The sequence below is a fragment of the Ruminococcus sp. YE282 genome (assembly GCA_900101355.1).
In the GTDB taxonomy this organism is placed as follows: Bacteria; Bacillota; Clostridia; order Oscillospirales; family Acutalibacteraceae; genus Ruminococcoides; species Ruminococcoides bromii_A.
On record FMUV01000001.1, the window covers coordinates 95,663 to 112,334 of the forward strand.

Below are 16,672 nucleotides of genomic sequence, written 5' to 3' on the forward strand. Positions count from 1 at the left end.
CCTCAATTAAACCAAGCAAAGACATAATTTATCCATTGCCACGCCAAATACTCCTGCATAGCCGTCCTGTCCGTTATCTGTGTCGGTGTCGATTTGCCAATCATAGTAAGTTGAAGCGTTGATTGGGCTTGTCTTATATTTAGCACAATAGTAAGTACCAGTGCTTCTAATACCGTCGGGAGTTGTATAATAAACTTTCAGAGCATCAATCGGTTTGCCGTTTCCTGCATATCCATTGACGGGTTCTTTATAGTTCCAGCCAGTCACCTTGCCGAGCCAGCCACCGCCTTTAACGTGAGCTTGATACCAAACAGAACCTTTATCTACCTTAACGGCTACTTTGGTGATTGCGTGTCCATCTTTTCCTGCACTTCCTGCATTTTTAGCAACAGGTAGCCAACCATCCTCGGCGGTACAAACCTGAAAATAGATATTAGGTTTACTTGTATTTGTTGAAGGCTTTGTTGATGAACCTCCGCCGGAATTTGAAGAATCATATTTCGGACGACCGCAGCAAGAAATCTGATATGAATATCTTGTACGCACTAAGCACTCACCATATGCGGAACTACCAGTGTTACCCTCGATTGTTGTGTATGTACCGTCGCTATTTGCGCTGATGATGATACCAACGTGGTCAAGAGTGTAAACACCGGGAACGCTTGAACTTGAGTCATTAGACCAGTGGAAAAACACTACGTCGCCAGCCTTATATCCGCTCTTGACTAATTGCCCTTTGTCATAGAAACCTCTTGCGAGAACGCCGCAGTTTGCGGATTTTACGGGAATTAAATTACTTGCACCCGCTTGGTTGAACCAATAGCAAACAGTTGCCGCGCACCAAGCTACGTCGCCGCCAACATTATAACCATAGAACCAGTTGTTAGGTGTACAAGAATAAGCAGTCGCTTTGTAGCCTTGTAATTTCTTAGCAGTTGTAATTAATTGATTTGCTGTAATTGCCATAATTGCCATCTCCTTTTTATTAAAAAAATAAGAGCCTTGCCGGATTAGCAAGACAATTTATTGGTTGATATTATCACTTTGTCCCTCTGTATTTTCCACCACAATGTTGCGGAGTTCTTTTAAGGAAGAATTAATTGCTTCATCAATAAATTCAATGATTTTTTCTTGGTCGGCGGCTTTTGCAAGAATGGGATAATCCGCGAAAATCTTTTGAATTACTTGTGACCTCTTGATAGAGCCAGACTTTTGCCATTCGGTGTAATCCAATTCCGCCTCCGTAATCAGTTTTAGAACGACCTGCGAAATCTGTTTCTTAGCAACTTCAATTTTCTCGATATTTGATTTATTGAAATAACTCCGCGCTTTTTGAACAATAGCGATAATTAACGAAATAATAATAAAGATTGCTGTCCAGTTATCATTGATAAACTGTAAAAAATTCTGAATACCGTTTAACATTTTTATTCCTCCGTGTCATATTCATTTCTGTCGGTGAGAATGTCACCATTTTTGAGCGGAACAGGCTCTTGACAATCAACTTCCGCCGAAAGTATATCGTTAAGTGTTCCGAACTTCTCTCTCTTAAATTTCATTTCTTCTTCTGATTTTTTACCTTTGTATGCTTTCATACAATAGATTCCGTAGATTAGAATTTGCGCGGCGATGTCTGTAATAAGAACTCCGAGATATGAAAGGTCGGCAAATTTCCACATTGAAATCATTGCATAAACTACAATGGCATTTAATAAAATAAACAAGTAAATCGCAATCAACTTACTTGTTTCTATGTGGATTTTTTTCTTATATTTTAATTTTTCCGCCCGCAAGTTGCGCTTCAATAGTTTTTGGCGATTCTCTCTCTTTATCTTCTCTAACCCTGCTGCATATTTATCATTCGTTAGGTATTTCATAAAATCACCTTATTTCATAATAATTCTTTTGCAACCAATAAATATGTTTTTTTATCTTGGTAATACAATGATTCTAAAAACCCATATGTATTCATTGGTCTAAATTTTTGCAAAATATCTTTTGCAATAAAAATATAATTGATTTTAGAAGTTTCATCCTCGCAATTACCATAATATGATAGCCATTTTGAAGGATGTTGCTCATTGTGTATTGGATTATATTTATCAATCAAAAACCCTTCATATATTTCTGCTAAATATTGAGTTGCTATTTTTGCGATATAAATACCAGCTATTTCATCAGCCCAATATTCCTTTTTCAAATGGTCATTATTTCTGCGCTGAATATCATTGGTTTCTCCAATATATATAATAGTTCCTGCGTGATTAATATAAAAATATAAATAATGCAATTTATCGCCTCACTTTATAATGCGGTTTTTCTTCATCAAACAACCAATATCGCAGAAAGTCGTCTGCAACAATAGCTAAAAGAGATAGCAAAAACCACAGAAAAGAATATAATAAGCAAATCTGCCCTAAGATATTAAATGGTTGATTGCTATAATCCCACACCTCCAGTTTGAATATTAGGTTAATTGCCACACCTGCCAAAAATTCTATTGCAGTAATACCAACTGAGCATATTAGCATTTGTTTCCATAATGGCATATCCCAATCAAACCATTCGTTGATTCCGCCGCAAAATATAAAACAAATTCCACCGACAATAAACATAGTCCAATGGCTATGACCGCGCCACAACATTTCAATGCAAAAATATGTCGCCCCGCCAATTAAGAACAAGACGACATATTTGAATATCATTTTAAGTTTCATCATTTCTATTTATTTCCTTCCAAACATCAGACTGATATTTTTCGGGTATATCCATACCATAAGTGACCCTACTAATAGTGTTCAGTGAACGTAAGGAATTAATATAAGCCTTGAGGCTATTAAAATATGTTGTATGATATGCAATGTATTGTGTTGCGGCATTTGCTATCGCAATAATATCTACGGCGGGATAGAATTTACATAATTCTCCATCTTCGTGATAAGGTAATACTTCTTGACTAGAACGTGCCAAAGTTTCTAACTTGAACAGATTTAGTTGGTCGTACTCCGTTAAAGAAAAATGATGTGTTTCCTCGTCAGAAAGAACCACATCAATTCCTGCAAATATTATATTGTTACAAGTATTGCTCATATCTTTGAGTTTTAGTTTCTTTGCATATGCTACTGTAATATCTTCCGGCTCTGGTTCTGACTCGGGGCTTGGCTCTGGCTCGGGATATGGCTCAATTTCTTCATCGTGTTCAATCAACTCATATAGTTCGTCATATTCTTCTTTATCAATCTCAATAACATCGGCTGTAATTGCACCAATATCTTCTCGAACAACCTTCATCCAACCTGCGTGATAATAATTATCTTCAATTTGAATACATTCAGCTTCTTGCTCGGTACAAGATATTAAAATATTATGCCGCAACTGTATCTTCCGAAGTTCCGAAGTCGTTGCTATCCCAACGAAAAACTGCCCATTTATCACCTTGTAATATTTCATCACTCAACCCTCCTTGTTTTAATTTTCTAAAATACGTTTTAGTTATTTTATAACCGCCAAATAATTCATCATATAACTTTAACATACTTTTAACTGTGTGGTAAGACTGAGCTAATTTGGCGTGTGCCAACCACGATTGCATTGAATTATACACATCGTCCAACTCCATTACGCCATTATCGACTTTTATTTTGAACTTTTTAAGTTTTCTTCTCATTCTAACTATCCCACTTCTTACCAGTGTTTTCACAAGACGTTTTCCAACAACGCGATATTTTATTTTTAGAAAAGAAAATTCTTTTGTTGCTTTTACAATTTTTGTTTTCTTTTCGTTAAAGGTTAATCCTAATGTATCACACACTTCTTTCATACCTTTATATAATTCTTGTAAAACTTCTTTACTTTGATGAATTATTATTCCGTCATCCATATATCTTACATAACGTTTCATACTTCGTTTGTCTTTGATATAATGGTCTAATTTATTTGGAACTACTAAAGCAAGGATTTGAGATATTTGACTTCCGAGGCAAATACCTTTCATTTGATTATTTTCAAGAGCTTTTAACGAAAATTCTCTTTCTGCATTATTTTTGATTTTCAATAAATCTGGTCTTTGATATGATTTTACAACTTCCATAATAAGATTAACGATGCGCTTATCTTCATAATATTCATTGAGAACATTATAACAAGTTGAATGTGGAATACTATCGAAAAAACTCTTAAAATCAAAAGTGAGGATATAAAAATCCTCACCATAATCTTTAATAGATTCTCTTAAAAAATTTTCTGCCCTTCTTCGAGCAAAATCAGCGCCTTTTCCCTCGGTACTCGCTCCATTATCATAAATTAAAGTCGGTCTTATCATAGGTATCATCGAATAGTCACAAATAACACGCTGAGTAATCCTATCACTAAATTGTATAGGTGTGATTATTCGTTCTTTACCTCTTTCAAATAAAGTAATATGAGAGGTGTTCTCTAATGGCGGCAACTTATAATTATCTATATAGTCCAGCGTTTTAGATATTTGCGTCATTGAAGTTTGGCAGTATTTTTGCGGTTTGCCTTTCCACATAACACCTTTTCTATATTTCTTTATTGAATTATAATAATGTTGCATAGTCATTACTTTATCATAATCATCTGCTTTTATAGTTTTAACTCGTGCGGCTTTCTTTTCTGCTCTACGAATTTTGTCACGTTCAATCCTTGCTCTAATTCTTTCTTGTTGATTCAAGAATATTACCTACCTTTCTGGTTTTCCTTCGTTTAGCCTGATATATTTTGCTGAAACTAGCTAACATAGTTGAGCATAAAAATAAGTTCAGCAAGTGCTTATCTATGCAAGAAGCGTTCCGCTCAACCGTAACGAATCGCCACCATAGCGAGTTTTTGTTAAACACAAAAACGTATAATTTACTATCATTAGATAGAGGGTTAAACTCTCCTTCTCAATTCAATAAATCAATACTAGTTCACAAAGAATTAATAAAAATTCAAAAAGAATAAAGATTCTTAATTCACACATAATACATTGCTACTTATGAATGGGAATCAGGGGCGCACGCCACTCCAGGAGTTCGCGTTGTTGTTGTTGGTAACTCCATTGTTGTTCACATTTCAGAAGTTGTTGGTGTTACCAGTATTCGGGGAACGCAACCAATAGTTGTTCGCGCTAATATAGAATTTAACCAATTTTTATATTAAGAAAGTTTACAAAATCGCTTTTTTATCGGATTTCTGCAAACCTTTTAATAACTTAATTTCATCATTTAATAATTCAGACCATTCCCTCATTACTCTATCACTATATCCCATAGTGTTAAAGTACGACAACATTGGTCTTTGAATTTCATCTAAACAATGCAATGCTCTTTTTAACTTGTTTTTCCTGTTTTGATATTCTTCTTTTGTTTTTGGGAAGAAAGTGCTTGCGGTCATTGTATTATAAAATGCTTCATCAATTAATTCGATAATTAAAGGCGTTTCACCATTATCTAAAAAATTTTTCGCTTTAATTGCTTTTCCGTGAACATACCTATGTAATGCACACATATTTTTTAATACTTGAAATTTATTCATTTTCTCCCAATCAAGCACTTTAACCCTAAAATCGGATTTATCATTATCATCTTCAATCATACCATTTAGTAATGCAATTTCTTTATTTAATGGGTCGCACCACCTACACTGTTTATCAAAAGGTAATGACATAATATTAGAATACACCATAATCGCTTTTTCGAAATTTTCTATTTTTTCTAATGCGTATTTTATTCGCTTTTGCTTCTCATCTTTTTTATCTTTCTGTTTTGCAAAAAGATTTAATTGTACTATCATTAAATCATTATAGATTGAATTGTTTAACCATATAATTTTTGGACAAATAAAATCTTTCCGCCTTTTGGAAGCTTTTGACAATAATCGTCTCGAATCAGCATAAAAGAGCGAGAATGTTTGTTCAAACTCGCTCTTTGCTATATGTCGTTTAGCTTTAATTACGCTCATAATATTTCTCCTTTTGGCATACACAATAACACCCTACAAGCGGTAAGCAAGTTACCGCCAGATTTGTAGGGTTTAATGAATAGTTTATTCTGTGGTAGCCACATAAAATGAGAAGCAGGGGCGCACGCCACTCCAGAGGTTCGCGGTGTTGGGGGAGGTAACTCCATAGTTGCCCACACTCCAGAAGGCGTGGGCGTAACCAGTATCCGGGGAACGCAACCAATAGGTGTACGCGCTAATCCAACCACCGACACGCTCTGTTCCCTGAGTAATCCAAGTGATAGGCGATAGGTTCTTCTTCCTTATGGTTTGCGCGGATAAATAAATCCTACAAGCATTACTGTTATCAATATACCAAACATCATATTCACTAACTCCATTTGGATTATTGTCCGCATCGTAAAATCCCTTGCTCTGACCAAAAATCGGCTCGCTTGAACCCGTGTGTTTAGCATTACCATTTGCAAGTAATGATGTATCGAGAGTAATAACATCTCTGAAACATACTCTACGCATTTGAGTAGTGTTCCAACCAATAAAACTACCCTCAGAAACATATGGGGTATTCTTTGTCTCGTTATTATCTATGGCTTCTCTATAACAAGGAATATAAACATAACTATCATAATTCGTGACATTAGTTGACCTATTACCTTCCGTAGATGGCACTTTAACCTGCGCAATAAGACTTCTAATCTCATCTGGAATAGCAGGATAAAATTTATGTTGCATAAAGTAGTGCATTGAAGCTTGATATTTTGCCTCTGTTGAAGTATTGCCACCCCAACCGCCGACATTTACATTATCGACATTCATTCTATGTAAATATCTCATTAGATTATTTGAAACGAATGAAGCATTAGCTCTTGTTGAAGAATCAGAAAGAATATAAGGACTTCCGAATAGAGTTCCCGCCGAGTCTAACTGAACTTCAAAATATTCCTGTCTATCTTCGTCACGTGTCCAAGAAGCAAGTTTTCTTGCGACGGTATCGCCTAAATCATCATACCAAATCTTGCACCAATAAATAATGCCAGCACCAATATATGTAGAATTAGTTGTAGCAGAATATATTTCATTTTCAGAGTCGTATTCTGCAATACCGCCAAATACAAGCGGAGCATTTGTATTGCTGAATGACGTTCTTGTAAGAGTTGCAGTAACAACATCATCTGAATAGTTATTAGCATCTACTGTGCCGCCATTAAAAGCATATATATGCAATTCATTGCTACCTTGAACGTGACGTAATACAACCATATCTCTATTAAGTGAGGTTGTGACATTTTGGTTTTTATCTCCCCAAAGAATATTTGCTTTATTAGAATTATACCTCAAAGCAAATCCGTCATTGCCATTGTCTGGATTTTCAAAACAAGAAACCAATGTCTTTTTATCTGCCGGAGCATAATCATTAGCATCATTTGCGAATTGATAATCAATAGCCATAGTGAATGATGGCGCATCTGCGGAGAATAATTTAATTTGATTACCTTGACCGTCAGTTGGAATAACGGCAGTTAATCCATCCAAATGTAATTCTTCGCCAAGCGGAACAAGGACTTCTTCATTGACATTTGAGAAAGTATAATCGTGACCCATAATAAAGTCAAAATAATCTTTATCATCAAAGAAAGTAGTAGCTTCGCCGTTAGCACAAACCGCTGCAATTTCAGCAGTCGTCATATTATTCAGCGTTTTCCTGTTACCCATCATATCTTCGAGGATTAGATTATCGCTATTCTTATATATTTTAGCGTAATCCCAAACTGCATAAACATTTGTATCTTCTGTGATACTACCAGTAGAATCACTCCAAGAAGAAAATACATAACTTTCCATATAAGTTACATTACCAGAAGAAACATTCCTACAAACAACTTTTTGCAAAGCATCATAAGAAATTTCCGCGCCATATTGAACGTTTGTTTCAGTGTGCAACAATGTTTTGTTTGCACTATTACTTTTTGAGTTCCACTTTCCAGAGGTAATATTTGAATTAACAGGAGAAGTGTACCAATTAACAGTAAATGTTCTCAATGTACTTGTATAAACAGCAATCAAAGTAATATTAGAAGATAATACGCGCCCAAAAGTATATTCTCCGCCAACAGTATTGTTTACAAATGTAGCCCAATGACTAAATGTGTAATCATATTTCGCAGAGCTTGCTTTTGTAGGAGTATTAACATATCCTTCTGTAATTGGATTATATGTCGCACTTTCTCCATCAACCCATTCTACATATGGAGTATTATCTGTATTCGATAAAATTGGGGTTTTATCGTCATTCAAGAATGTGATACTATACTCAGGAACAACAAGTGTTGCATCAATTACGAAATCATCTCCCCATTTTTCGTGATACTTTTGAACGTATCTATATGGGATTCTGTCAATTCTAGTCGTACCCTTTAGAGTAACGTTAGTGATTGTATAGAGTTTTTCGATTAAGAAATCCTGCGGAGAAGTAAAATCAACATCTGAAAAAGTCCAATCAAATCCTGTTAAATACAGATAATTTAGATAACCCGCAAGATTGCCCATAAGAGTTTTGGTATCAAGAATACCATTAACAATAGTCGCGCTACGCATACTGCTATATGAGGGCATATCAAAATTCTCATCTTCAAGATTATTCAAGTTCCTCATAATAATTGAACTCATAGAAGTCGGTAGTTCAACATCATTTACTTTTCCGTAATTAGCAAACAACACTTCTGTAATATTACTTCCACTTGCATAGAACTTTTCAAGATTTCCGCAATTTGTTAGGTCGATAGAAGCATCTGTGAAAGTATTACAATTTTCAATATTTAATTCTTCAAGAATCGGGTTATTACTCAAAGCTAATGCTGTGATATAACTTCTATATCCAAGAGTATCATTACCGATAATTAATTTACGAAGTTTAGTGGCTTTACTAAAATCGTTATCCTCGATATAGCACGGCGAAAGGTCGCTCAACTCTTGAATATGTGAACCGCAGTAAATCTTAACCATAGTATTACTCATATTTCTTCCGGCAGGACATTCAATAGTATATGATTGCCCAGCTTTAGCTCTAATTGCAACTTGCTCTGTTGTACTACCTTCGTTACCAAATTCGGCGGTTAGATACAAGTCGGAATATGGCGTAATAGTTAAATCATAATTTGGTTCAACAATAGGAATATATGTAAGCGAACCATTAACAGACTTAATAACAAACAATTTGTAAGCATTATCACTCTGCTTAATTTTTACATTTTGGTCAACAGCGGCGCTTGATGAAGCAAGATAAGTATTCGCCGTTGTTTGATTTCCAAATATACGGCTGCTATCAACCTCGAAGATAGGCTGATTGCATCTGAACGAAATACGGTCTGTATTCTTGTAATATGCTAATCCGTATTTTGTTCCGAAATATGGAGCTTGGTCACGCTCCCATTGTCTACGGTGATATTTCTTTCTACCCTGCATCATTTGGGTCATAAATCTGTCCACGCCAGATTGATATGTACGGGTGTATTCTCTTTCGTAATTTAATCTCCAAATTTCTTCGGGGAATTGTGATTGCCAATTATCAAACTCATTGATTAGATGTTCGGCATCCCAAGCACTACTCTTGTTTGTTGCAACAGTTTGATACATATTTGCAATTTCCGCAGGCATTAAATCGCGGAGTCTGCACCAAAATACGCTCGTAGCCTCGTTAAATAAATAACCCGATGTAGAATCTCCGTCACTTCTGTAATCAGTATCTTCTTTACCATAACGATACTGTTCACTCATTACACCGGAGTTATTGATACCAAGCGCAGTATCAAAGTCATAACCCCACATTTCAAAGCGATAACCCTCGTTGATGGCTGCCTTTGCATTATCAACAGTGTAGTAACTTGCTTCTGTTTCTCCCATTTCAGCGGCTTCGGCTTCGGTAATATAAACCTTACTCCAATGCCAAAATGAGTTTTTAGCGCGGTTATCAATCATTGTGTAACGGTGTGTGAATAGATAGTAATACAAAGCAGAATCAACAACAAACCAATTACCAAGTTCGGTCGGGAAATTAGCGTCAGATACAGTAATAACCCACTCATAGAAATCGCGCCATTTTTGTTTGTTGGCTTCGGCTTGTACACTTGTAATGTTATTCTTGGGGTCATAATCTGCTTTTGTATAACGGAACTCAAAAGAACTATCCCAATTATTATAAAGTGAATCATATGCTGTATTACCCGCAGCCCATTGTGAGCCAGAAATGGGGTATGAACCTGTTCCTGTATTAAATCCAGAGTTAGGTTTACCATTGTCTTTAATTTCAATTACAAATTCTTTCGGGTCGTTCTTGTCATTTACCCTTGTCTTATCGGTTTTCTTTGCATCACCAATATTTCCAAGAGCATAAAAATGCCATTTCGTATCTTGAAATTCTCTATGGCTTGATAAATCAGGGTCGTTCTCTCTAATGAATATAACACAATTAACAAATTCCATTGTATTCTTAACTCTACTATCCCTCTTTTGTGCAGGCATTTTGTAAGGCAGATAATCATTGTATCTCTTTGCTAATAATGCGTTATTAGCGTTTTCAGAAGAAGCAATATTCACCTTAACATTAAACACGTTGTTAGGGATAGATGTCGGATTTTGACCGTTATATGTTAATGCAACCTTTTCTACGGTCGTTGTATCATCACCGAGAGTAATGACGGTGTTATCGTCGTTCATATATAGCATTAAGTTTCTGCCGGCAAAACCATAGTCATTAGAAGTTGTACCCTGTCCAGAGTGTTTGCAATTAACGGCTTTCCAATTTTCAAGAACAGAATCGCCATCCTTATACATATATCCTATCGTTGTATTCGGCACTTTTTCATCTTTATCATTTGTGAAATATGGCGCGTCAATAGTGATTACGCGAAGTTGAGGACAAGCCTCTGCCACCGAATCAGGCGTAAGCGCACCATCATCATAAACCTGATTTCTTACATACCTATTAACCATTGTTTCAGAATCTCTTGCATCGGCAATAAAGTTATCGAGAATTTGTGAATCAGAAAGTGAAACACTATATGCCTTCATACGATAAATATATACATCACAATCGTCAGAACCAATAGTAATCGGCACGGGGGTATCTTGGTGTAACTGTGCGCCGCCATTCCATTCTCCCGTAAGGGTATTAAATGTACCACTTGAATAAGGTGCGGGCTTGTAGGGAACGCCGTCCTCATATGTCATAATCAAAGGATTGTAGGTTAAACCGTTAATACTTGGATTAATATTATACTCAAACTCAATAATATCTTCCTCACTATAAGGAATCCATAATGGGTCAGCAACATTAACGCTATTTGCAAGCGTTGCGGAATGAACATCCATTTTAAGACCGATATTATCAGATACACAACTCAAAAATGTTGTTTCAGTATCACGAACATTACCAGTTTTGAAAACCAACTTAAATTCCGCACCGTCATATTTCGGGTTAGTTCCGAACAGATTGTATGAGATTGTAGCCCTTGTTCCTGCTTTAACAAGGAAGTAACTTTCGCCAGTTACACTATCAATTTGATAACCACCGTTATCCCAATCGAAGTTCTCAGAAACGGAAAGGGCAATACTGTTATCGTTGGCATCGTGCCATAATCTATTTGAGCTGCTATTTGTAATTCCCGTTGGGTCAAAATCAAAAGCAAGACCAGTAGTAACAGGACTAATATCATAACCTAAATCATTTACATTCACAGTGATTGTTACTGAGGTTGAGCCGCAAGCAATAGTAAGAGTATGGCTTCCAACTTCACTTCCCTTAAACGCCCAAGTGTTGCTATGTGAAGAAAGCGTAAGAGTATTAACCACCGTGCCATCGACAGACAATGTAACAACGGGAGAACTTGTACTTGGGTCGTAAACGGTATATGGGATATTCAAAGTGCTATACTCATTCATTTGAACAGTGCCGTATCTATCATATCTATAAATACAACCAATAATCGGCAATTCGCCGTCATTTGCATAACAAATAATATCCTTGTAAATGTGATTTGAAGTAATCGGCACACCGTCAACAGTCGCAGTAATATAACAATCAAGGAAATGCGCCCCATAAGTTGTATATGTTGAAGCAATAGAATAAGTTGATTGTGTGCCGGAACTATTTGTCGTTACCGTTCCAATCTCAACACCATCTAAAACAAAATGAACCGTTTTTGATGTAGCTCCATATGGAGTATATGTGAAATTAATAGTTGAACCGGCAACTCTTGAATAAGTATCATCAAACATACTTGTGATACTAATATCAATAATCTGCACCGTCCATCTACGGATAATCATATTTCCATATTCGTCAGTTATTGAAATTGTTACTGTTTGAGTACCAGTTGAGCAATACTCAGTAACATCAAAAACATTGTAAATAGGATTACTGTCCTCGTCATATAATTGATTTCCGCTACTATCCTTACATTGAATTGCGGTACCAGTTTTAACAACATTATTTCCTACTTTGATTGAATATGTAGCAGAAACAGCCTCACCGCCAGTTTCATAATCAGAAAATGAAGCGTAGATAATAATGCCATTTGTTTCTACGCTACCAACGGTAGTTACGATATTCGCGGGAGTAATTCTTTCAAATGTCATATTTGTGGCTTGTGAAGAACCGCCACCACCACCGCCTTGTAATTCAAACCAAGTGACAACTGTTCCTACTTCTCCTGTTGTATCACCAACATCATCGGGATTTGTATATCTCCAAAGACGTACAACATTATTCTTTTCAATTTGTTCGCCATTTTCTTCCACGATTGCAGTACCATAAGATAAATAGTAGTAATAGATTACTTGCTCATCAAGTAATGTATCAACCTCTGCTTTTGTGTAAGAATCGCCACCAACAGCAATATAATCATTTATATCATCGGCAAAATAACGATAATGAATAAATCCATCTTCCTCGTTACCGATATAGTAATCTATATCTGTATCGCCAATCGCGGGCAATGAACTTCCAACATATGCCTTCTTATTGTCAGAACCAACTAATACATACCTTGTACCATTGAAACGATACTGTTGGTAAATATCATCCTCGCTATTATAAATGAAATAAATTAAATCCGTATCTCCATCCGCAACAGACGGGAGCTGATTTCCGACATAATCTCCTGCACCCATCGGTGTAGTTGTAAAATTACCAGTTGTACCCTGAATAATATAAGCCTTATATCTTCCACTTGTTGAGTCCAAAAGTTTTACGCCTTGCCCCGCTTTGGCATTAGGAGATGACAGATAGGTATTTAACGCAGATTGTGTGTCAAACACACGATTATCCTCTTGCGAAGGAGATGCCGCATAAGCAATTTTACCTATAATCATTTTTAACCTTCTTTCTTTTTGAAATAAAAAACACCGCGATTCATAAGAATCACGATGTCGTTAATATGTTTCAACTATATTTAATTGTACGGTAATATCCACAGTTGGCGGATTACCAATATAATGCGCTAAAAGTTCGCCGTCATTTTCTTCATTTGTCGTAATGTAAATCGCGGCACAATCATCTCTTAGCATTTGATTATTTGTCATTTCACTAATTTCAATATCTACTTTTGTTTTTGCCGTTGTTGTATAATCATCCGAAATGTCTACAACTTGTTTTCCATCTACCCAATCATTTGCAAGCAATACATAATCTAAGAACCGATAAAATTTCCCTTTTACATCTTCCGCGAGTTTTTCATAAGTCACAGACCCATTATTAATAACCATTCCAGCATAATATAACAACCTATTTGATAATTCAGTTCCGCTCCAATAGAAGATATATCCATTATCCGCGCTCTCGGGATTAACCATTAAGTAAATTCCGCTCGGTTTATTTGTTAAATCAGCGGCAGTTGCAAATATACCTTTAGGGCTACCATCTTCAATGCCGTTCAAAAGTGTGTTTAAGGCGGATTCTATTTCAGAATTGAGCTGAGATTTTGCGGCTTGAATATCGGAAGTTAATTGCATATTGTTATCACGAATTTCTTTTATAAGATTTGTATTTGCGTTGGTTATTTGAGTATTGAGATTTTCAACGTCGCCTTGAATCGCGGCGCGGATTTCTGTAATTGTCGCTTGATACGAATTGCCTAACTCATCAATTTTTGTATCAATGGTTTCCTCGGCTTTCGTTATCAGTGCTTCGAGTTTAACCCGCAGTTCGCTCAACTGAACGACTTCGACATTATCTTCATACTCATAATCGTTTGGCTTCGGTTTCGTTTCGACCGGCAAATCTATAACATAAATCGTTCTTCCCGATTTTTCCTCAGACTCATATAAAAATACATACATTTTTATTGGTTCTGCTCTTTTGTTCTCGTCGCTTAACAGAATGTTCGGCACTACAACAGATACGGTATTATCGGATAGGGTAGAGGTAACGGTTATCGCTTCTTTATCATAACGTTTTGCAAAATGACAAACGGGTGCAATATCATAATTGAAATCTGTAATCTTCAAAAAAAACGTTCATATCCCATTGAGTAAGGTGGTCTATCTCATTTCCATATTTATCAAATAATTTCACGCTTGCCATCAAAATCACCTCCAAGTTAGCATACGCAAACCCTCTAAAATAGAGGTGTAAAATGCCGATAAAATTGTAGTTTTATTGACACTTATATTTTTTCTCTTATTCACTCAAATCACTCACTTTCGTTAGAGTAACTTGAATAGTTACATTGGCGGTTGGCTTGTTATTGAGAGCGTGGGCGGTGAGGGTAAGAGTACTGCCGCTTCGCTCGGACGAAATATAGATTCCGCCGCAACCATCCGCACATAATTGATTATAGGCTATACTGTCGATTTCTGTGTCTGCAATAACGTCGCTTGTAACCACATAAGAAGAAGGCTTTGTTACTGTTTGTTCATTATTTGTGTTCCACCCATTTGACGTAAGGGTATATGAAAATACAACAACTTGATTAGCAAGAGATGTGGAAGTTGCAATTTCAGTCCAATTATATACAGGGTTTTCAGAAGTGCCGCCGATACTTGTTAATTGGTAACAATGCTCTACCGAAGAACTATCTGTGTACCAACGTATATCCCACAATTTGCTTGCACTACTTGTGGTTGGACGGCTTGATTTCCTATAAACATTTTGAGAGGCAACATATTTCCAATCATTCCAATCTCCCCAAGCATCAGATAAAGATTGACTTCTATATAAAACCTCCCCCGTTGATTTATGTAAATATTGAGTGCGATTGCTTGAACCAACAACACAATACAAAATGCTAAAAAATCCTTGATAATAAACAGAATATAATGTTTGTTGGTCTATGGCATCATCCACTTCGCTTGAAGTAATAGATTGGTATTTTCTAAAATTACCATTTGCAAAAGTATATACACCGCCAGAAGTTATGAATTTTGAACTTCCGTTTGTCGGGGTCGTTTCATATGCAGAACTTGCTATTTTATCTTGTGTTACCGCGCCACTACCTATTTTACCTTCAGTAACCGCGCCATCCGCAAGTTTTCCGTTTGTTACTGCACCGTCATTTATCTTTCCCGTTGTGACTGCCGATAAGCCAAGTTTGTCAGCCGTTACCGCGCCGTCATTTATTTTTGCAGTTGTTACCGCTGATGAGCCTAATTTATCTGCCGTTACAGCACTATCAGCAATTTTCTGAGTAGTAACCGCATTTGAATCAAGTTTTCCTGCGGTAACTGCACTATCTGCGATTTTTGCGGTCGTAACAGCCCCATCATTAACATTAGTTGTTTTAACTTCGCCACTTCCGATTTTTGCAGAGGTTACTGCACCATCCGCAAGTTTTGCTGTTGTAACCGCGCCATCTTGAATGTTTCTTGTTGTTCCAGCAGGCGTCCAGCTTTTCCAAGTATAATTTGCCTCTCCGCTTTCTTGTGTTTTTACACGGGTTGTGATATTACCATAAGTATCTATTTTAACCTGCGCGGCGTAATTATATCCCGGAGTTTGCACGCAAAATAGAATACCAACTCTTGCTCCATTTGAATTTTTTACATAATACATTTTTGTTATGTCTGTGGCATTATCTATATATACGCCACCATCATCATATGAACTCTCATTATTTTCGTGAGCAAAAGATATTTGACGATAGTTACCTTGCAAATAGTCATAAATGATTCCGCTCGCCACGGGTTTAGTCCCATTATGCTGAATAACAGTATCCAAAGCGACCGTTCCAGATGAGCCGCCACTAATAACCAAACCTACTTGTTGCAACGCTTCGATAAGTGCGCTAAATTGTGAACTCTGAGCCGCTGCTGCATCTGATACGCCATCGAAAATATAAAAATCCACACCATAAAACTTAGTAACTGAGTTGGCGGTGACTAAACGGATTTCACCTTTGACCTCTCCGGCAACATCTGTCAATGATTTTGTAATCGGGCAAGAAATAATTCCGTTCTCTCTATCTACGATTGTGCAAGTCAATAAATCCTCTGTGTGATTTGAGCGCGTAACTGCAAGTTGAACGCTTGGGTTTCCAGATGACGGGATTTCTATAACATCACGCTCATCTCTTAACTGAAATCGAGGTGCTTTAATAACATCGTTATCGGTTATTGTACCGCTATATCCATCGCCTTGAGTCAATGCTAAGCGCCGTCTATTATCTCTCCAAGCGTGTAAGACATATACATCATCATAAGAATAACTCATAAAAGC

The 16,672-nt window shown here is 36.5% G+C and carries 11 protein-coding genes; all 11 read right to left on the reverse strand.

Translation table 11 applies throughout. The annotated features are described in order from the left end of the window. Positions 1-6 precede the first annotated feature (6 nt). Complete coding sequence (locus BLP46_RS00510) at positions 7-966, reverse strand: CHAP domain-containing protein (protein WP_167669126.1); 960 nt, start codon at positions 964-966, stop codon at positions 7-9. 57 nt (positions 967-1,023) lie between these two features. Further along, the gene (locus BLP46_RS00515) at positions 1,024-1,425 is read right to left on the reverse strand and encodes a hypothetical protein (protein ID WP_092973987.1); all 402 of its coding nucleotides are present in this window, start codon (positions 1,423-1,425) and stop codon (positions 1,024-1,026) included. A gap of 2 nt (positions 1,426-1,427) precedes the next feature. Beyond that, positions 1,428-1,877, reverse strand: coding sequence for a hypothetical protein (locus BLP46_RS00520; protein ID WP_092973990.1), 450 nt, complete (start codon positions 1,875-1,877; stop codon positions 1,428-1,430). Between the two features lie 14 nt (positions 1,878-1,891). Beyond that, positions 1,892-2,290, reverse strand: coding sequence for a GIY-YIG nuclease family protein (locus BLP46_RS00525; RefSeq protein ID WP_092973993.1), 399 nt, complete (start codon positions 2,288-2,290; stop codon positions 1,892-1,894). Position 2,291: 1 nt separating this feature from the next. After that, positions 2,292-2,720, reverse strand: coding sequence for a putative ABC transporter permease (locus tag BLP46_RS00530; protein WP_318259383.1), 429 nt, complete (start codon positions 2,718-2,720; stop codon positions 2,292-2,294). Next, positions 2,707-3,450, reverse strand: a complete 744-nt coding sequence (locus BLP46_RS00535; RefSeq protein ID WP_143000414.1) for a hypothetical protein — start codon at positions 3,448-3,450, stop codon at positions 2,707-2,709. Before BLP46_RS00535 ends, BLP46_RS00530 begins: the two co-directional genes overlap by 14 nt. Continuing rightward, positions 3,365-4,693, reverse strand: a complete 1,329-nt coding sequence (locus BLP46_RS00540) for an RNA-directed DNA polymerase (protein ID WP_092973999.1) — start codon at positions 4,691-4,693, stop codon at positions 3,365-3,367. Before BLP46_RS00540 ends, BLP46_RS00535 begins: the two co-directional genes overlap by 86 nt. A gap of 476 nt (positions 4,694-5,169) precedes the next feature. Further along, positions 5,170-5,964, reverse strand: a complete 795-nt coding sequence (locus BLP46_RS00545; RefSeq protein ID WP_092974002.1) for a hypothetical protein — start codon at positions 5,962-5,964, stop codon at positions 5,170-5,172. A gap of 84 nt (positions 5,965-6,048) precedes the next feature. Then, complete coding sequence (locus BLP46_RS00550) at positions 6,049-13,332, reverse strand: hypothetical protein (RefSeq protein WP_092974005.1); 7,284 nt, start codon at positions 13,330-13,332, stop codon at positions 6,049-6,051. A 60-nt stretch (positions 13,333-13,392) separates the two neighbouring features. Then, positions 13,393-14,466, reverse strand: a complete 1,074-nt coding sequence (locus tag BLP46_RS00555) for an OmpH family outer membrane protein (RefSeq protein WP_092974008.1) — start codon at positions 14,464-14,466, stop codon at positions 13,393-13,395. A 172-nt stretch (positions 14,467-14,638) separates the two neighbouring features. Next, on the reverse strand, positions 14,639-16,666 hold the full coding sequence (locus BLP46_RS00560) for a hypothetical protein (RefSeq protein WP_092974011.1): 2,028 nt from the start codon (positions 16,664-16,666) through the stop codon (positions 14,639-14,641). Between the last annotated feature and the right edge of the window lie 6 nt (positions 16,667-16,672).